Genomic DNA, 17,368 nt, shown 5'->3' on the forward strand with positions numbered 1-17,368 from the left:
AACCCGCAGGTGGCCGGGGGTATGAGCGGCAGCTCGTAGTGAGGATTCTCGCCGTGCGCCCGAGCCGTTGGCCACCGACCAACGTAGGGATTGCCCGACAAAGCTTCATCACTCTGTAGCAACCGCCCGGCCCCGGCCGGCCGTCCGCCGGGCGCCCGCCGGCCGGGCCCCGACGGGCCCCGACGGGCCGTCGATTGCCCTCGGCAGGCCCTCGGCAGTCCCTCGACTGCCACGCGGGGCACGCTCTACCGGGCGGCTGCTCCCCGGGGCGCCTGCAGCAGGTCCCACAGCCGCAGCCCCATGTGCAGCACCAGTCGGTGCGCGCCGTCGTCCAGGTCGAGGCCCGTGATCTCCTGGATCTGGCGCAGCCGGTAGTACAGCGAGGTGCGGTGGACCTCCAGGACCTCCGCGGTCCTGGGCGCCGACCCGGCGTTCTCCAGGAAGCAGCGCAGCGTCTCCTCCAGCCGGGCGTTGCCGCCGCCCTCCAGCAGACGCCGCAGCGGCTTCGGGAGCAGGGAGTCGTTGAGCGCGTCGTCCGGCAGCTGGAGGAACACGGTGTACTCCCCGAGCCGCTCCCAGTCGCCGATGCCCTCCAGCCGGGGCAGCCGACGGGCCGCGCGCACCGCCACCCGGGCCTGGTCGTGGGAGATCCACGCGTCGGCGAGCGCCGCCCGGCGGCCGCCGACGCCCACCACGGCGTCCGCCTCGGCGCCCAGGAAGGTCCGCAGCGAGCGGACCACGGCGCGGCACTGCTGCTCCAGTTCCTCCGCCGACGGCTCCCGGTCGAAGACCTGCACCAGGACGGCCCGGTCCTGCTCGACGGCCGGCAGTCCGCGGCCGGTACGGGTCTGCCGGAACGGCTCCAGCGCACCGCGCAGCGCCACCGCGACCTGGCCGGAGGGGCCCCGCTGACCGGCGACGGCCACACTGGTCACCACGACGTGCGGGCCGGCCGGCAGCAGGCCGTCGTCCAGCAGGCGCTGGTGCGCCGAGCAGCGCTGCGCCGAGTCCGAGCCGACCAGCTGGGCCACCAGCCGACGGGTGCGCTTCTCGTCGTCGTCCGAGGCCAGCTGCTCGGCGTACATCTCGATCGCGAGGGCCCGGGCGGTCCGGTCGATGGCCTCGGTCTCGGCCTCCGTGAGGGGCTCCCCCACCGCCACCACCATGAGGATGCCCAGCATGTGGCCCCGCTCGCGGATCGGCACGCAGTACCGCGGCCGCAGGCCCAGGTCGTCTCGCCCCGGCAGGACCGCCGGGCGGGCCCACTGGGCGACGCCCCGGGACAGCACGTAGCGGATGGCCTCGTCGTCCGCGATGCCCTGCAACAGCGTGCGCACGCGCACCCGGTCCTCGTCACCGAAGTGCCGGCTGGTGCAGATCATCCGCACCAGGGGGTCGTCGAGAACGACCGAGCGCCCCAGCTCCTCGGCCAGGCCGTCCACCAACGTCTGCAGCGCATCGCCTCCCGAACGCGCGCGCTGGATCCACCTCTGCATGATCAAAAGCCTCCCGCCGCCATTCATACAAGGAGCGAAAGCAGGTAGACAAACGTTCAACAATCAGAGGATCCGGGGCCCCCGCACCAGCCGACCGAAGCCCGCCCCCGACCTCACCCACTACCGGAAAGGACCTCCCACCGCGCCCTGCCCCGACCCCCAAACTCATTCCACCACAAGGGAGTTGACCCCACAGCGGGCACCGCGAGAACCGGCCGCCCGACCGCCGGCCGAACCGGCCCCCGGCCACCGGACGACGCGGAAGCGACCACGCGGGGCCCGCACCCTGCCCTCCGCGCCCGCCGAACGGTGCACGGAACGTCATCTCGCGGTGCACGGCCGGAACATCCGCGCCTCCACCGCCTTCCTAGCCTGGGCAGCGATCCGCCTCCCCCTGCTCCTCGGCAGCTCCCAGGGCCCGAGGCGAGGGCGCCGCCGCGCCACCACCGGCACGGCGCCCCGACCGCCCGGCGCGCCCCCTCACCGCCCCCACCGCCCAGGAGAAGACCCCATGCCCGCACACCACCCCGCCACCGACCCCCAGCCCCACCCGGAGGCCGCCGGCACCGACCTCGCCCTCGACGCCCGCCTCGTCCTCGGCGAGCACGAGTCCGTCGACATCCCGGTGCGCCTCGGCTACCGCAGCGACGACCCGTTCGCCGTCGCCCTCGAATTCCTCGGCCCCGCGGCGGAGGGCGGCACCTGGCGCTTCTCCCGCGACCTCCTGTGGGAGGGCCTCCAGAAGCCCGCCGGCCTCGGCGACGTCCGCATCTGGCCGCCCTGCACCTGCCACGGCCGCGCCTCACTGCGCATCATGCTCCGCAACCGCGACAACGTCGTCCTCGTCGACCTCCCCTCCCGACAGGTCCGCCGCTGGCTCCGCCGGGAGGCCTTCACCCTCGTCCCCCAGGGCTCCGAGTCCACCCTGATCGACTGGCCCACCGAACTCGACGACCTCGCCGCCTGACCCCCGACGACACCGGGAAGCCCCCACACCCGGCACCTCCCAGCACCCGGCCCGAAGAGCATCCACGGTCAGCACATCGGCGGCACCGGTCTCACAACACCGCGTGATGGATCGCGGTGATCGTCGCCGTGGCATCGAGGCCGAGTACCGGATCGGGCCGGTCGGAGAGCAGGCTGGCGTACAGCGGGCGATAGTGGGCGACCTTCCGCCCGGTCCGGCCATCGTTGCCGAAGGAAGCCAGCAACTCGCCTTCCCTGGCGGCGAACCCGGTCATGGCGGTGTGGTCGATCCAGATCTCGACACCGGAACGGCCGAACACCAGGCCGCTCTCCTTGCTGCTGGAGCCGGTGAGCCAGCTGCTGCGCAGCCGGGCCGAGCCGATCCCGCCCCGGGACCGGAATCCCACCGTGCACCACGGCGACGGGCCCCGGGCAGCCGGCGGATCGGCCGTCCCGGCACAGCGGCCGCAGGCCGGAAAGCAGCCTGTCCAACCAAACGTTTCCCCGGGTCAGCGCACCCGTCCGCGCGACTTCAACGGGATCGACGGCAGCTCCGGGGCGGGCAGGCGGGCGCCGGCGTAGCCGTGGACCTCGCCGAAGCGGGAACCCGCCTCCCAGTCCGTTCGCGCCCGCACGATCTCGTCACCGGATCGGCCGATGAAGTTCCACCACATGACGATCTTCTCGTCGAAGGGTTCGCCGCCGAGGAGGAGGACGGCGGCCTCGCCGCGGGCGCGGAGGGGGAGGTCGGGGCGGCCGCAGCCGAGGTAGAGCATGGCGCCGGGCTCGACCGGGACGCCGTCGACGTCGACGCGGCCGGACATGGCGAGGACGGCGTACTCGAAGTCGGGGACGAGCGGGAGGCGGAGGTCCGCGCCCTCGGCGAGGGCGAGGTCGGCGCCGACCAGCGGGGTGTGGGTGGTGGCGGGCGAGGCGGCGGTGTCGAGGGCGCCGAGGATGACGGTGGCGCGCAGGCCGGGGGCAGTGACCACGGGCAGGTCGGGGTGGTGCTCGAAGGCGGGAGCGATGTGCCGGCCGGCTTCCGGGAGAGCGACCCAGAGCTGGGCGCCGTGCAGGTGGCGGGCGTGCGGGCGGGGGGACTCCTCGGAGTGCGAGATCGCCCGGCCGGAGGTCATCAGGCCCAGTTCGTACGGCCGGACGGTCTGCAGGCTGCCCAGGCTGTCGCGGTGCAGCACCTCGCCCTGGTGGAGCCAGCTGACCGTCTGGAGTCCCATGTGCGGGTGCGGCGGGACCTGCATGCCGGGCTCGTCGGCGATGTCGTCGGGCCCGTAGTGGTCCACGAAGCACCAGGCGCCGACCATCCGGCGGCCGAGGTTGGGCAGCAGGCGGCGGACCACCGTGCTTCCGCCGAGGGGGAACTGACGCGGCGTCAGCAGGTCCCTCACCGGGCCGGTGCTGGCCTCGCGGCCGCAGCTGGTCGGGGTGGGTCTGAGGTCGAGGTTGCTCATCGCGGGTTCCACCACCGTACGGAGAGGGGCCGGGCGGGGGCCTCGGAGGGCGCCGCCACCGATCATCCACCGCGGTGCGGTGTTCCTCCACCCGTGCCCGGCCATCCGGCGGTGCCGGCACCCGGGGGCCCGGGGCCGGGGCCGGGGCCGACCCCGGGCACCGGCACCCCGGCCCGCTGGCAGGCGTCAGTGCCCGCAGGCCCACCAGGCGTCGGCGGTCGCCTTGTCGGCCTGCTCGCGCAGCTTGCGGACCGCCTCGGCCGGGTCCTCGGCCCCGTACACCGCCGAGCCGGCCACGAACACGTCCGCACCGGCCTCCGCGCAGCGCTCGATCGTGCTCGCCGCGACGCCGCCGTCCACCTGGAGCCACAGCTGCAGGTCGTGCTTGGCGATCAGCTCCCGGGTGCGGCGGATCTTCGGCAGCATGATGTCCAGGAAGGCCTGGCCGCCGAAGCCGGGCTCGACGGTCATGATCAGCACCATGTCGAGCTCGGGCAGCAGGTCCTCGTACGGCTCGATCGGGGTGCCCGGCTTGAGCGCCATCGAGGCGCGGGCGCCCTTGGCGCGGATCTCGCGGGCGAGCCGGACGGGCGCGGCGGCGGCCTCGACGTGGAAGGTGACCGAGCCGGCGCCGGCCTCCACGTACTGCGGGGCCCAGCGGTCCGGGTCCTCGATCATCAGGTGGAGGTCGAGCGGGATGTCGGTGGCGCGGGAGAGCGACTCGACCACCGGCACGCCGAGGGTCAGATTGGGCACGAAGTGGTTGTCCATGACGTCCACGTGCAGCCAGTCGGAACCCCGGACGGCCTCGGCCTCGTCGGCGAGCCGGGCGAAGTCCGCGGACAGGATGCTGGGGTTGATCTGGGCCATGACCGACTACCTTCGTACGAGGGCTTGCGAGGGCTGGGCACCCCCTGAGCGGGCACCTCATCCCATCATCCCGTGCCGCACCGGCGCCGACCGTACGGCGCCGCCCCCGCGTGACCGTCATCACACCCCTCCCGGGGTTACCGGAGCCGTCGCCGTGGTCATCAGCCCTGGAACGGTCCATGCGGGAACGGCCCACCCAACCGCCCCGCGCGGGAACGCCCCCGCACGCACGAACGCCCGCACGCCAGAAACACCAGGCGCGGCTCCCGCCGGACCGCCCCGACCAGCCGAGCTCCCCGGTCCGCCCGGAGCTCCGTCCGAGGAAGGTCTCCGATGACCGATCTCGTCCACCCCGCCCGCGCACTGTGGTGGCTCTTCGAGCCGGTGCACGCCGTCACCTACTTCCTGCCCGAGGGCCAGGCCGCCTTCGAGGAGGCCGGCCTGCGCGGCCGCCTGCACGGCTACTTCGCCACCCGCGCGGCCCCGCTCGGCGCGGTGGACGCCCCGCCGGTCACCGCCGCGTTCTTCAGCTTCGCCCCGGCGATGGTCGAGCGCGCCCTGCCGGAGGCGTGGAACCACGCGAGCCCGGAGGAGGCGCTGACCGCCCGGCTGAAGGCCTCGGCGACGATCCTCGGCCGGCTGCTGGAGCACGTGGACCGGGACCAGGTCGAGCTGGTCGCCGAGAGCCTGGAGAAGGCCGCCGCCCGGCTGGACTGCGCCGGCCGGGTGCTGGCCGGCGCCAACGCCGCGCTCCCCCGCCCGAGCGGTCTCCACGAACGGCTCTGGCAGGCCGCCACCGTGATGCGCGAGCACCGCGGCGACGGCCACGTGGCCGCCCTGGTGGCGGCCGGCCTGGACGGCTGCGAGGCCCTGGTGGTCCGCTGCGCGATGGACATGCGGCGCGAGATGATCCAGCCGTTGCGCGGCTGGACGGACGCCGAGTGGGAGGCGGCCGCCGGGCGTCTGGTCGAGCGCGGCTGGCTGACCGCCGAGGGGACGGTCACCGAACTGGGCCGGGTCCGCCACCAGACCCTGGAGGCCGCCACCGACCTGGCCGCCGCCCGGGTCTGGGACGACTACCCGCGCGCCGAACTCGACCGGCTGGCGGCGGCGTTGAAGCCGATCTCGATGCTCTGTCGCGGTCAGCTGCCGATCAACCCGATGGGGCTGCCGGACAACCAGTGACGGCAGGTCCGCGCCGTCGGGGCGAAAGCCGCCCTCACGGCGCGGCCCGTTCCCACCCCGCGGGCCGGCCTCACGACGCGGAGGGCACCGCCCCGCGAGCCCCCGACGCGCCCTCGGGCGGGCCGAGCACGATGCCCCGCCCGGCGTAGAACCGCTCGAACGACCGCCACGGCACGCGCGCGAAGGACTGCGACTCCCCCGGGAACCCGGAGGGGTTGTGGATCAGCAGCGCGGTGTCCGTGGCGCCCACCGCCAGCACCAGGTGCCCGCCGCGCCGCACCGGCTCCGGCCCGTGCGGCTCCCGGATCGACGGGTGCACCGAGACCATCACCAGCCGGCCGTCGGCCACCTCGGCGGACACGTCCGCCGGCGTCAACTCCCGTGCCCGCGCGGCCAGTCCCCAGCGCCGCTCGACGTACTCGGCGAACGGCGCGTGGATCAGCCCGCGCAGGCCCTCGCCGTCCCGCAGGTACGCGCCGGCCGCCACGCACTCCTCCGCGAGCGCCATCGCCGACGGGTTGACACCCCACCAGTGCGCGAGCGCCATCCGCAGGCAGGCCACCCCGCACAGCCGCCAGGACCACCATGCGTACTCCTCCGCGGTGGCCGCGCCGGACTGCCCCCAGCGCGGGTCGGCGGACGCGTCCAGCCGCCCGTCGACGATCTCCCGCACCAGCTCCGCGGACTCCCACTGCGCGAGGTACGGCACCTCGTGCACCACCCGGAGCGCCTGTGCCACCCGCGCCGGCCGCTCCGCCCGCCGGTTCCCCTGATCCACCATCCCCCGACGCTCTCACGCCCCGGCCCGCCGGTCGACTCACGACACTCTTGAGCAGCCGTACTCAGGCGGCCTGCGGGCCGGGGCTCCTACCGTGGTCACGCCGCCGGCGAGGGGCTCCGCGGCGCCCGGGGCGGGGGAGGCAGTGGTGAGGAAGATCGCGCTGGGCCGGGCTCCCCCTCCTCCCCCGTCACCGCCACCTACGCGCCGGCCGGGCCGTCACCGACGGCCGCCTCCCCGACCCGCTTCGCGGCGCCGTCGGAGTCGCCGCTGCCGCCCGAGTCGCCGCTGCCGTCGGAGTCGCCGGCCTCCGGCTCCCGGTAGGCCAGTCGCTGCGCCGCGTGCCGGCCGCGTTCCTCCACCGGCAGCGTGCCGGTGGCGCGGGCCAGGCCGAACGGCGGCATGTCGAAGTAGATCGACTCGTACCCGCCCTGCGGCACGATGTACGTCTCGTGCCAGAGCCCCACGTGCCCACGCGCCTTCCCCTCCCGCAGTTTGCGGTTGGCGATGCCCCACACGGTGTGGTGGAAGCCGTCCGGCGCGCTCGCGTAGCCGTACAGCTTCTCCTTCGACTCCCAGTACTGGACGACGTAGTAGGTGCGCGGCGAGGCGGTCAGCAGGATGCGGCCGCGCAGGCCGCGGTCGGGGCCGCGGCGCAGCTCGTACAGCATCCGGAACATCGCGAACATCACCGGACCCCAGTGGTGCACGGCCCAGAACCGGTTGATCCGCATGCCGATCAGCAGCACCACGGTGTCGCCGGTGGCGGCGGCGGTGGTGTAGCCGGGCTGCGGCCTGGCGAACAAGGACATCTCTGCCTCCCTGCGCCCATGCCCGTGTAAGCGGCGATTACATCAGCGCCGGATGGCCCGGTCAAGGCTCCTCGCGCTCAATTCGGCTGCGTCTTCTGCCTGTTGGCGACAACACCCTGGCCGAAGGTGTCAAGCACCTGCCCGGCCAGCTCCTCCGCCGCGGCGGCCGGCAGGTAGCCGTCCACGATCATCTGCGCCAGCCCGTACGTCAGCGCCTGTCCGGCCAGCGCGAGCAGCAGCGGATCGCCGGGGCGCAGCCGGCCCGCCACCTGGTCAGCGACGATCAGGTCCGTGAGCGCCCGGTCGATGCCGTCCAGCCGCTCGCTCAGTTCGGGCTCCCGGGCGGCGGTGAACACCCGCGAGCGCACCAGCTCGAACCGCCGCGGATGGCGCAGCGCGTACCGTACGAAGCCCAGTCCGATCACCCGCATCGCGGACCCGTCCGCCGGGTCCGCGGCCGCCAACTGGGCTTCCTGCCAGCGCTCGTAGTCCGCCAGCACGCGGTCCGCCAGCGCGGTCAACAGCGCCTGGCGGTCGGCGAAGTGCCGGAACGGCGCGCCCGGCGAGACCCCGGCCCGCCGCGCCACCTCCCGCACGCTGACCTTCTCCGGCCCCTGCTCGTCCAGCAGCTCGAGTGCCGCCGCCACCAGCGCCTCCGGCAACGCCCCGTGGTGGTAAGCCCGTTCCCGATCCCGTTCCCGCTCCCTCATGCCCGCCTTGCTACCACAGCGGGGCCGTTCCCCGGCTCCCGTCGCACCCACCGGTCGGGCGGAGCCGGACGGCCCCGGCCGTCGGCTCTCGGCACATGCCCAGGGCCGACGGCCGGGGCCCGGGTCCTCACCAGGCGTAGTCCTCCGGGGCGGGCCGGTGGCCCGGGAAGATCTCGTCGAGGCGGTCGAGGGCCTTCTGGTCGAGCTCGATGTCCAGGACGCCGACGGCGGCGTCGAGGTGGGCCGCGGTGCGGGGGCCGATGATGGGCGCGGTGACCGCGGGGCGGGAGAGGAGCCAGGCGAGGCCGAGGTCGGCGGGGTCGACGCCGAGTTCGGCGGCGAAGTCCTCGTAGGCCTGGATGGCGTCGCGGTGCTTGGCGAGCAGTTCGGTCGCGTAGGCCATCGCGCTGCGGGTCCTGGTGCCCTCGCGTTCCTTGCGCAGGACGCCGCCGAGCAGGCCGCTGCGCAGCGGGGACCACGGGAGCAGCCCGAGTCCGTAGTGCTGGAGGGCGGGGATGACCTCCAGTTCCACGGTGCGGTCGATCAGGTTGTAGAGGGACTGCTCGCTGACCAGGCCGAGGAAGTTCCGGGAGCGGGCGGCCTCCTGGGCCTGGGCGATGTGCCAGCCGGCGAAGTTGCTGGAGCCGACGTAGATGACCTTGCCCTGGGCGACCAGGACCTCCATCGCCTGCCAGATCTCCTCCCAGGGCGTGGCCCGGTCGATGTGGTGCATCTGGTAGAGGTCGATGTGGTCGGTCTGGAGGCGGCGCAGGCTGGCCTCGACGGCCTTGCGGATGGCCAGCGCGGAGAGCTTGCCCTCGTTGGGCCAGTCGCTCATGTCGGCGTAGGCCTTGGTGGCGAGGACGGTGCGCTCGCGGCGGCCGCCGCCCTTGGCGAACCAGCGGCCGATGATCTCCTCGGTGCGGCCCTGCAGCCGGCCCTCGCTGTCGCGGCCGTAACTGTTGGCGGTGTCGAAGAAGTTGATGCCGCGCTCGTGGGCGGTGTCCATGAGACGGTGCGCCTCGGCTTCCTCGGTGTGGGGGCCGAAGTTCATGGTGCCGAGGCAGATGCGGGAGACGGTCAGGCCGGTGCGGCCGAGGTGGGTGTACTCCATGGCGCCCACCTTCGGTCCCACCGGCCCCGGTGTCCAGCACATTTCACCGGAAGCGGCCGATCACCGCCCGTGGGTGGCGAACTTCCGTACGGCGAGCGGCACGCAGGCCGCGAGCAGCAGCGCGCTCCAGAGCAGTGCGGCGAGCACGGCGTGCTGCGTCGGCCAGGCCGAGCCGGCCGCCGAGGGGTTGCCGAACAGTTCCCGGCAGGCCTGGACGACGGAGCTGACCGGGTTCCAGTCGGCGAGGAGGCGCAGCCAGCCGGGCATGCCGCCGGTCGGCACGTAGGCGTTGGTGACCATCGCGAGCGGGAAGACGACGACGGCGAGCTGGCCGGCCGCCTCCTCCTTGCCGACGGCCAGTCCTAGCAGCGTGCCGACCCAGGTCATCACGAAGCGGAAGAGCAGCAGCAGCGCGAACGCCTCTGCGGCGTCGGCGAGTCCGTGCCGGGCGCGCCAGCCGGCGGCGAGCCCCACCCCGGCCAGCAGCGCCAGGACGACCACGCTGACCAGCAGGTCGGCGAGGGTCTGCCCGAGCAGCAGTCCGGTGCGGGAGACGGGCATGGAACGCAGCCGGTCGGTGACCCCGCGGCCGACGTCGCGGGCGGCGCCGACCATGGTGGGCATGATGCCGTTGGTGGCCACCATGGCGAACAGTCCGGGCATCAGGAACTCCCGGTAGTCGCCGCCCCCGGGCACCCGCATGGCGCTGCCGAAGACGTACCCGAAGACCACCACCATCACCACCGGCACCCCCAGCGAGGCGGCCAACAGGCCCGGCGAGTGGCGGTAGTTGAGAAGGACGCGGAGCATCGACGTCCAGGTGCCGGAGGCGAGCCGGGCGGCGGCGGACGGACGCGCCGCGGCGGTGCGCGCGGCGTACCCGGTGTGCACGGTGGTCATCAGGCGGCCTTCCCCGTGGTCGCGGAGTCCTGGGTGAGCGCCAGGAAGACGTCGTCCAGCGAGGGCGCCCGTACCGCGATGTCCTCGGCGACGACTCCCGCACCGTCCAACTCCCGCACCAGCGAAGGGAGCAGGACGGACACCCCGGGGGCGGTCAGCACCGTGACGGTCCGTTCGGCGACGTCCACCCGCGCGTCGCCGCCGGTCATCGAGGAGAGCAGCACGGCGGTGGCGGCGAGCCGTCCGGGGTCGGCCAGGGTGACGGAGACCTGGCTGCCGATCGCGGCCTTGAGCCGGTCGGGCGGGCCGGTGGCGATGGCGGCGCCGTGGTCGACCACCACGATGTCATCGGCGAGCCGGTCGGCCTCCTCCAGGTACTGGGTGGTGAGGAGGACGGTGGTGCCACCGTCGGCCAACTCCTTGACGGTGTCCCAGATCGCCTGCCGGCTGCGCGGGTCGAGCCCGGTGGTGGGCTCGTCCAGGAACAGCACCGGCGGGCTGGTGACCAGGCTGGCGACGAGGTCGAGGCGTCGGCGCATGCCGCCGGAGTAGGTGCGCACGAGCCGGTCGGCGGCCTCGGTGAGGCCGAAGCGGTCGAGGAGCTCGTCGGCGCGCGCCCGGGCCCGGCGGGCGCCGAGGTGGTGCAGCCGGCCGAGCAGCCGGAGGTTGTCGCCGCCGGTGACGCCCTCGTCGACGGCGGCGTGCTGCCCGGCGAGGCCGATGGAGCGGCGGACGTCCTCGGCGGCGCGGACGACGTCGTGTCCGGCGACCCTGGCCGTGCCGCGGTCGGGGGCGACCAGGGTGGCGAGGACGCGGACGGCGGTGGTCTTGCCGGCGCCGTTGGGGCCGAGCAGCCCGCAGACGGTGCCGGCCGGAACGGTGAGGTCGAGGCCGCGCAGGGCCTCGGTGGTGCCGAACCGCTTCGCCACGCCCGCCATCTCGATGGCGGGCGCCGTACCGGCGGCGGGTCGATGGGTGTCGGACATGGCTCTACCCCTCTCTAGGTACATCGTACGTAGAAGCGCGCGCCCTCGCATCGTACTACGTACGCCGTACGTATCTAAGATGGGTGAGCGAGGTGATCTTCCAGTGCCGTCCAGCAAGCCCGTACCACCCGGCGAGCCCCTGTCGTCCGGCGAGCCCGAACCGCCCGGCCGGTCCCCCGGCGGTCCCGACCGGCCGGACCGGCCCCCGCGACCCGACCGGCCCGTACCGCCCGAGGCCCCCGAACTGATCTGGCTGCGCCCCGAGCGCACCGGCCGCGGCCCGCGCCCGGCCCACAGCCGCGACTCCATCGCCGCGGCGGGCATCGCGATCGCCGACGCCGAGGGCCTGGACGCCGTCTCCATGCGCCGGGTGGCCGCCGCGCTGGGCGCGGGCACCATGTCGCTCTACAACTACGTGCCGAAGAAGGAGCACCTGCTCGACCTGATGCTCGACGCGACCTCCGCCGAGTACCGGCTGCCGCCCGAGGCGAGCGGCGACGTGCGGGCCGACCTCACCGCACTCGCCCACCAGCAGCTCGCCATCTTCCGCCGCCACCCCTGGCTGCCCGCGCTGGTGCTGGCCCGCCCCGGCATCGGCCCCAACGCCCTGCGCTACACCGACCACTTCCTGGCCGCCACCGCCCCCACCGGGCTCGCCGGCGGCACCCGGATGGAGGCGATGGCGCTGTTCAACGGCTTCATCTGCCAGTTCGCGCAGTACGAGCAGACGGCGGCCGCCGGCGCCAAGTGGCAGGCCGAGCTGGCCGGTTACCTCGGCCAGGCGGCGGCGAGCGGCGAATTCCCGCACCTGGCCGAGGCGTTCGCCACCGCCGGCCCGCCCGCCGACCCCGACCGGGCGTTCGACCGCACCCTGGACCGGGTGCTCTCCGCCATCCTGGCGCCGACCGCCGGGTAGGGCCGGTCCCGCCGGAGGGTCCGGGGCCCGGAACGCCATGGCCCGGAACGCCGGGTCCCGAGCCCCGGTGCCGATGCCGGTCCCGAGCCCCGGACGCGGTCCCGGTCCCGAGACCCGGCCCCGGACGCGTTCCCGGGACCGGAGAGGGCCGGCACCGTCGGCCGTTCCGGCGCCCTGGCCCCGGGACGCCGGGCAGGTCCTAGCCGAGCACCTCCCGCGGCAGCACCCCCGCCACCCGCCCGTCCACCAGGACCAGCACCGACCGGCAGGCGCCCCCGAGCACCGCCCGCGCCTCGGCCGGCGACTGCCCGACGCCGACCGCGGGCAGCGCCGGTCCGAGCAGCGCGCCCAGCGGGTCACCCGGCTTGACCGTGCCGTCCGCGAGCGCCGCCTCCAGCGCCGCCCGGGACACCGAGCCGACCACCTCGGTCGCGGCCACCCCGTAGGGCCGCTCCGTCCGCGCCAGCACGGCCGGGGCCACGCCGCCCGGAGCGTCCCGCAGCACTTCCAGCGCCTCGCCGACGGTCGCGTCGGCGGCCACCGGCACCAGCGGTCCGGCGGCCTCCAGCAGTGACCGCAGGCCGTCCCCGTCCTCCAGGAATCCCCACTCCCGCATCCACGCGTCGCTGTGCACCTTGGACAGGTAGGAGCGGCCCGAGTCCGGCAGCAGCACGACCACCAGGTCCTCCGGGCCCAGCTGCCGGGCCACCCGCAGCGCCGCCGCCACCGCCGTGCCGGAGGACGGGCCGGCCAGGATGCCCTCCTCACGGGCGAGCAGGCGCGCCGTCAGCAGCGACTCGCGGTCGGGGATCCGCTCGTAGAAGTCGATCGCCTCCGAGCGCAGCGCCTGCGGCCAGCGGTCCTCGACGGTGTCCGGGTGCAGGTAGTGCCCGATGCTCTCGACGTACCACGGGCTGCCGTCGCCACCCCCGTACGAGGAGGACTCCGGGTCCGCGCCGACCACCGTCACCGAGCCGCCGGAGGCCTCCTTGAGGTACTCGCCGGTCCCCGTGATGGTGCCGCCGGTGCCGACGCCCGCGACGAAGTGGGTGACCCGGCCGCCGGTCTGCTCCCAGACCTCGGGGCCGGTGGTCCGGAGGTGGGCATCGGGGTTGGCCAGGTTGTCGTACTGGTTGGCGAGCCAGGCCCCGGGGATCTCCTCGGTCAGCCGTTCCATCACCTTGAACAGGTGCCGCGGGTCCTCCTGGGGCACCGCGGTCGACGCCCGCACCACCTCCGCGCCGTACGCGCGCAGGATGTCCGCCTTCTCGGCCGACGACTTGTCCGCCAACCCGGCGATCACCCGGTAGCCGCGCCGACGGCCGACGATCGCCAGACCGATACCGGTGTTCCCGGACGTCGCCTCGACGATCGTCCCGCCCGGCTTCAGCAGGCCGTCCCGTTCGGCGGCCAGGACCATGGACAGCGCGGCGCGGTCCTTGACGCTGCCGCCGATGTTGAGGAACTCGGCCTTGGCATAGACCGGCGCGGCGAGACCGGCGCCGAGCCGGGCGAGGCGGAACAGCGGCGTCCCGCCGATCGCGTCGAGGACGGATTCGTGAACTGCGGCCATCGTGGGCCCCTTTCGCCGACACTGTCGGTCCGAGCCTGCCCAGGCCGGGCGCTCGTAGACAGTGGCGACACCTCCCCTCATCCGGCCGAAACATTGTCCGAGGACCACAGGACGGCGCGGGCGGCCGGAAGGGGCGCGGGCCGGTGGCCGCACTCTCCGCTCCGTCAGCCGCACCCCCCTTTGTGCCAAGAGCGGGAAGGGGGCGGGTGGCGACGTGTACGCGCCCCCCGGTTCTGCCGCGCTTCAGGCCGCACACCGGCTCCGGCGGTCCTGCCGCCCGGCCCGATCAGCTACGGCTGCCCCTCCCCAGGCCCCCGGTCAGGGTGGCCCAGAAGCCCCGGCGCTGCGGCTGCTCCGGAGCGGCCCCGGCGACCCCGGCGGCCCCGGACACCGAGGCCGCCGAGGCCGCCGAGGAACCCGAGGAAGCCGCGGCGACCGGCTGCGCCGGGACGTCCGGGACGAGGCCCTGTGCCCGGGCGGCATCGAGCCAGGTGGGGAGTTCGGTGAGCAGCAGGTCGTACAGCTCGGCGTCGGAGACCGTCCGGGGGTCGCGCCCCAGGTGGACGAAGCCCGCGTTGTCGATCGGCCGCTTCTCCGGGACCGGCAGCTCGTCCAGCTTCCGCAGGAAGTCGAACTGACGGCTGTCCGGGTCCCCGAAGCCGATGAACTGCCAGAAGATCGGCAGCGTCGCCGCCTCGCACAGCCGCCTCTCGGCGTCACGCTTGCTGATCGGGCCGCCGTCCGTCTGGAACAGCACGAAGGCCGGCGCCGTGGCACCGCTCTCCCGGTAGTGCCGGACCACCGCGTCCATCGCCAGGTGGTAGCTCGTCTTCCCCATGTGCCCGAGGCCCGCGACGATCCGGTCGATCCAGCCCGCGTGGTCGGCCAGGGCGATCTCCGCCTGGGCGTCGACCTCGGTGGAGAAGAAGACGACCGGCACGCTCCCGTCGTCGTCCAGGTGCGCGGACAGGCCCAGGACCCGGTCGGCGAGCGCCTGGACGCTGCCGTCCTTGTAGTAGGACCGCATCGAGCCGGAGTAGTCGACCACCAGGTACACCGCGAAGCGCTGACCGCCCAGCCCGCGCCGCTCCACCGAGGCGCCGGCCGTCTTGTAGAGACTCACCAGCGCCGGTGCGCTCCGCTCGACCTTGCTCAGACTGACGGCCATGGCTCGCTCCCTCGCTCGCTGCGACAACCGGACAACCGGACGGCGGCCGACGGACGGCCGAGACCGACGACCGACCGGACGACCGGACGACCGGACGACCGGACCGCCGGGCTGCCGGGGCGCGTGATCTTCGACGCGCTCCGGACACTCTGCGACGTGGTCCGGAGCGACGGCAAGTCCTCGCGCGTGCCGGACCGTCCCGGGCCGTCCGCGTGAACGGGGCGGCCGGTCCGCGCACCGCGCCTCCCGAGCGGCCGCACCCCGCGCCGCCCCGAAGTGCCACCCCGACCACGTCGGCGGGCGAGTCCGCCACATCCGCCCCAGCAGCCCCGGCCTGGTGAAATCCCCTCGTCACGGCCGCCCGGCTCCCGTAGCGTGGTTCGGTCGATCTTGAGGGCAGAACGGGGCACCACATCATGCAGCAGCACCAGGGCTGGGCCGACGAGCGTTTCGGCGCCGTCGCGGACGTCTTCGCCGCCAACTTCGCCGAGTTCCCCGAACTCGGCGCCGCCGTCACGGTGTTCGCCGGCGGCCGCAAGGTGGTCGAGCTGTGGGGCGGCACGGCCGACGACCGCACCGGGCGGGCCTGGACACAGGACACCGTGGTCCCGGTGTTCTCCTGTGCCAAGGGCCCGGTGAGCCTCTGCGCGCACCTGCTCGCCGAGCGGGGCCGGCTCGACCTGGACGCACCGGTGGCCCGCTACTGGCCGGAGTTCGCCCGCAACGGCAAGCAGGACGTCACCACCCGGATGATCCTCGGCCACCGCGCCGGCATACCGGCCCTGGACGCGGTGCTCTCCTTCCAGGAGATCGCCGCCTGGGACCCGGTGATCCGGGCGATCGAGGCGCAGCAGCCGCTCTGGGAGCCGGGCACCTCCTACGAGTACCACGGGCACGTGTTCGGCTTCGCGGTCGGCGAGGTGATCCGCCGGATCACCGGGCTGACCCCGGGCGCCTTCCTGCGCGAGGAGATCGCCGAGCCGCTCGGCCTGCCCGTCCGGATCGGCCTGCCGGAGAGCGAACTCCCGCTCCTGGCAAGGCTGGTGGAGGCCGAGGGGCGCCGCCCGATGCCCGGCCCGGAGCACCTGCTCACCCGGATCGTCACCATGAACGGCGCGCTGGTCTTCCCCGGCCTGGACGAGCCGCGCGGCTGGAACGACCCGGCCCTGCACGCGATCGAGCTGCCCGGCGCGGGCGCCGTCGCCTCGGCCACCGGCCTGGCGGGCGTCTACGCGGCGGCGGCCACCGGACTGGACGGCTCGCCCCGCCTGCTCTCCCCCGGCACCGTGGCCGACGCGGTGCGCGAAGTCTCCTCCGGGGCGGGCTTCCTGGGCTTCGACCTGGGTGCCCGCTGGGGATCGGGTGTGCTGCTCGACTCCCCCGCCTTCCGGCCGCTGCTCGGCGCGCGCAGCTTCGGCAACGACGGCGCCGGCGGCCAGTTCGCCTTCGGGGACGACGAGTTCGGCATCGGCTTCGCCTACGTCGCCAACCGGATGATCGGCCACGGCGACGCCCGGGCGAACCGGCTGATCGAGGCGGTGCGGGCATGCCTGGGCTGACGGGCTTCCTGCCGCTCGTCACCGCCCTGGCCACCACCGGCGGCCTCGGCGAGCTGCGCTACGGCGCCTCGCTGCCCGAACTCGCCGCCCGCTACGGCGAGCCCTGGGACGGCGGGCGCGTCCACCGGCAGACCCATTGGCCGCACGCCTTCGGCTGGGGCGACGTACGGGCGGTGTTCTGCCGCTGCCGCCGGCTCCACTCGCTGTCCCTGCCGGTCTGGCACGGCGAGCTCGACCTGCCGCGGCCGGGCGGCGAGTCGGTGACGCTCGACACCGGCGTCACCGAGGCCGAGCTGCTGGCCGCGCTCACCGCCACCGACCACACCTGGCGGACGGTCACGTACGAGAACCTCCCGGGCCAGCGGACCCTGGAGTTCTCGCCGGCCGAGGAGGTCCGGGTCGGGCTGGTGCTCGTCGACCGCGACGGCTACGACCAGCCGCCGTTCCCGGAGTGGATGCTGCACAAGGCCGTGCTGTGGGGCTACGAACACGTCGACTGCCCCGAGCCGGACGGCTCGCTCCCCGACGACGGCTGGGGCTCGGTCGAGCCGTAGGAGGGCCGCGGTGGGCCGGTGGCGGGCCGTTCCGCCCCCTGCGCGGGACGGCCCGCCACCGGCCGCGTGTCAGTTCAGCAGGAAGTCGTACACGGCCTGCCGCCCGGCCGGGTCGGCCGCCCGGGTCTGTACCGAGTGGGCCGCCCCGGGCACGATCACGATCCGCGGGTGGTGGGTGAACTCGGCCTGCTCGTAGAGCCATTCGTTCGGCGTGGAGAGGTCCCGGTCGCCGCCGAGCAGCAGCACCGGCACGTCGGGCAGCTTGCGGTGCGCCGGGGGGAGCGGCGCGACCGGCTCGCGCGGCCAGTCCCG

General features: G+C 74.4%; 17 protein-coding genes and 1 pseudogene. 5 read left to right on the forward strand and 13 right to left on the reverse strand.

Annotation, left to right across the window (positions count from 1 at the left end; all coding sequences use genetic code 11):
* Positions 1–245: 245 nt before the first annotated feature.
* The gene (locus ACWD4P_RS22090) at positions 246–1,496 is read right to left on the reverse strand and encodes a PucR family transcriptional regulator (protein WP_359818338.1); all 1,251 of its coding nucleotides are present in this window, start codon (positions 1,494–1,496) and stop codon (positions 246–248) included.
* A gap of 511 nt (positions 1,497–2,007) precedes the next feature.
* Between ACWD4P_RS22090 and ACWD4P_RS22095 the strand changes: the two genes are divergently transcribed.
* A complete protein-coding gene (locus ACWD4P_RS22095; protein ID WP_359818341.1) occupies positions 2,008–2,463 on the forward strand; it encodes an SsgA family sporulation/cell division regulator in 456 nt (151 codons plus the stop codon).
* A 91-nt stretch (positions 2,464–2,554) separates the two neighbouring features.
* Here the strand turns inward: ACWD4P_RS22095 and ACWD4P_RS22100 are convergent, their stop codons facing one another.
* The 3 genes from ACWD4P_RS22100 to rpe form a co-directional block, all read right to left on the reverse strand.
* Entirely contained in the window at positions 2,555–2,782 is a 228-nt protein-coding gene (locus tag ACWD4P_RS22100; RefSeq protein ID WP_449780718.1) for a hypothetical protein, read from the reverse strand.
* Between the two features lie 189 nt (positions 2,783–2,971).
* Positions 2,972–3,931 (reverse strand): pirin family protein, encoded by a 960-nt coding sequence (locus ACWD4P_RS22105; RefSeq protein WP_449780719.1) that lies wholly within the window; start codon positions 3,929–3,931, stop codon positions 2,972–2,974.
* Positions 3,932–4,117: 186 nt separating this feature from the next.
* On the reverse strand, positions 4,118–4,801 hold the full coding sequence (gene rpe / locus ACWD4P_RS22110; RefSeq protein ID WP_449780720.1) for a ribulose-phosphate 3-epimerase: 684 nt from the start codon (positions 4,799–4,801) through the stop codon (positions 4,118–4,120).
* A gap of 333 nt (positions 4,802–5,134) precedes the next feature.
* On the opposite strand from rpe, the gene ACWD4P_RS22115 reads away from it, so the two are divergent.
* A complete protein-coding gene (locus tag ACWD4P_RS22115) occupies positions 5,135–5,986 on the forward strand; it encodes an SCO6745 family protein (RefSeq protein WP_449780721.1) in 852 nt (283 codons plus the stop codon).
* 70 nt (positions 5,987–6,056) lie between these two features.
* On the opposite strand, the gene ACWD4P_RS22120 is transcribed toward ACWD4P_RS22115, so the two are convergent.
* From ACWD4P_RS22120 to ACWD4P_RS22145, 6 genes are all read right to left on the reverse strand, one after another.
* Complete coding sequence (locus tag ACWD4P_RS22120; RefSeq protein ID WP_449780722.1) at positions 6,057–6,767, reverse strand: C39 family peptidase; 711 nt, start codon at positions 6,765–6,767, stop codon at positions 6,057–6,059.
* Positions 6,768–6,964: 197 nt separating this feature from the next.
* A complete protein-coding gene (locus ACWD4P_RS22125; protein WP_449780723.1) occupies positions 6,965–7,576 on the reverse strand; it encodes a DUF4188 domain-containing protein in 612 nt (203 codons plus the stop codon).
* Between the two features lie 77 nt (positions 7,577–7,653).
* Positions 7,654–8,223 (reverse strand): TetR/AcrR family transcriptional regulator, encoded by a 570-nt coding sequence (locus ACWD4P_RS22130; RefSeq protein WP_449780724.1) that lies wholly within the window; start codon positions 8,221–8,223, stop codon positions 7,654–7,656.
* A gap of 190 nt (positions 8,224–8,413) precedes the next feature.
* Positions 8,414–9,400, reverse strand: coding sequence for an aldo/keto reductase (locus ACWD4P_RS22135; protein WP_449780725.1), 987 nt, complete (start codon positions 9,398–9,400; stop codon positions 8,414–8,416).
* A gap of 60 nt (positions 9,401–9,460) precedes the next feature.
* A complete protein-coding gene (locus ACWD4P_RS22140; protein ID WP_449780726.1) occupies positions 9,461–10,300 on the reverse strand; it encodes an ABC transporter permease in 840 nt (279 codons plus the stop codon).
* Positions 10,300–11,286: an ATP-binding cassette domain-containing protein gene (locus ACWD4P_RS22145; RefSeq protein ID WP_449780727.1), complete on the reverse strand. Its 987-nt coding sequence runs from the start codon at positions 11,284–11,286 to the stop codon at positions 10,300–10,302. The genes ACWD4P_RS22140 and ACWD4P_RS22145 overlap by 1 nt, the downstream gene beginning before the upstream one ends.
* Positions 11,287–11,389: 103 nt before the next feature.
* Here ACWD4P_RS22145 and ACWD4P_RS22150 point away from each other — a divergent pair, with 103 nt between their 5' ends.
* Entirely contained in the window at positions 11,390–12,202 is an 813-nt protein-coding gene (locus tag ACWD4P_RS22150) for a TetR/AcrR family transcriptional regulator (RefSeq protein ID WP_449780728.1), read from the forward strand.
* A 199-nt stretch (positions 12,203–12,401) separates the two neighbouring features.
* Here the strand turns inward: ACWD4P_RS22150 and ACWD4P_RS22155 are convergent, their stop codons facing one another.
* Both ACWD4P_RS22155 and ACWD4P_RS22160 read right to left on the reverse strand, forming a co-directional pair.
* Positions 12,402–13,775: a pyridoxal-phosphate dependent enzyme gene (locus ACWD4P_RS22155; protein ID WP_449780729.1), complete on the reverse strand. Its 1,374-nt coding sequence runs from the start codon at positions 13,773–13,775 to the stop codon at positions 12,402–12,404.
* Between the two features lie 457 nt (positions 13,776–14,232).
* Positions 14,233–14,943, reverse strand: a pseudogene (locus ACWD4P_RS22160) (VWA domain-containing protein); the annotation flags it as partial.
* A 416-nt stretch (positions 14,944–15,359) separates the two neighbouring features.
* Here ACWD4P_RS22160 and ACWD4P_RS22165 point away from each other — a divergent pair.
* Both ACWD4P_RS22165 and ACWD4P_RS22170 read left to right on the forward strand, forming a co-directional pair.
* A complete protein-coding gene (locus ACWD4P_RS22165) occupies positions 15,360–16,502 on the forward strand; it encodes a serine hydrolase domain-containing protein (protein WP_449780730.1) in 1,143 nt (380 codons plus the stop codon).
* Complete coding sequence (locus ACWD4P_RS22170; RefSeq protein WP_449780731.1) at positions 16,490–17,056, forward strand: hypothetical protein; 567 nt, start codon at positions 16,490–16,492, stop codon at positions 17,054–17,056. Before ACWD4P_RS22165 ends, ACWD4P_RS22170 begins: the two co-directional genes overlap by 13 nt.
* A gap of 69 nt (positions 17,057–17,125) precedes the next feature.
* On the opposite strand, the gene ACWD4P_RS22175 is transcribed toward ACWD4P_RS22170, so the two are convergent.
* Positions 17,126–17,368, reverse strand: a 243-nt coding sequence (locus tag ACWD4P_RS22175) for an alpha/beta hydrolase (protein ID WP_449780732.1), incomplete at its 5' end; no start/stop codon positions are given.

The organism is Kitasatospora sp. NPDC002543, from assembly GCF_053594915.1.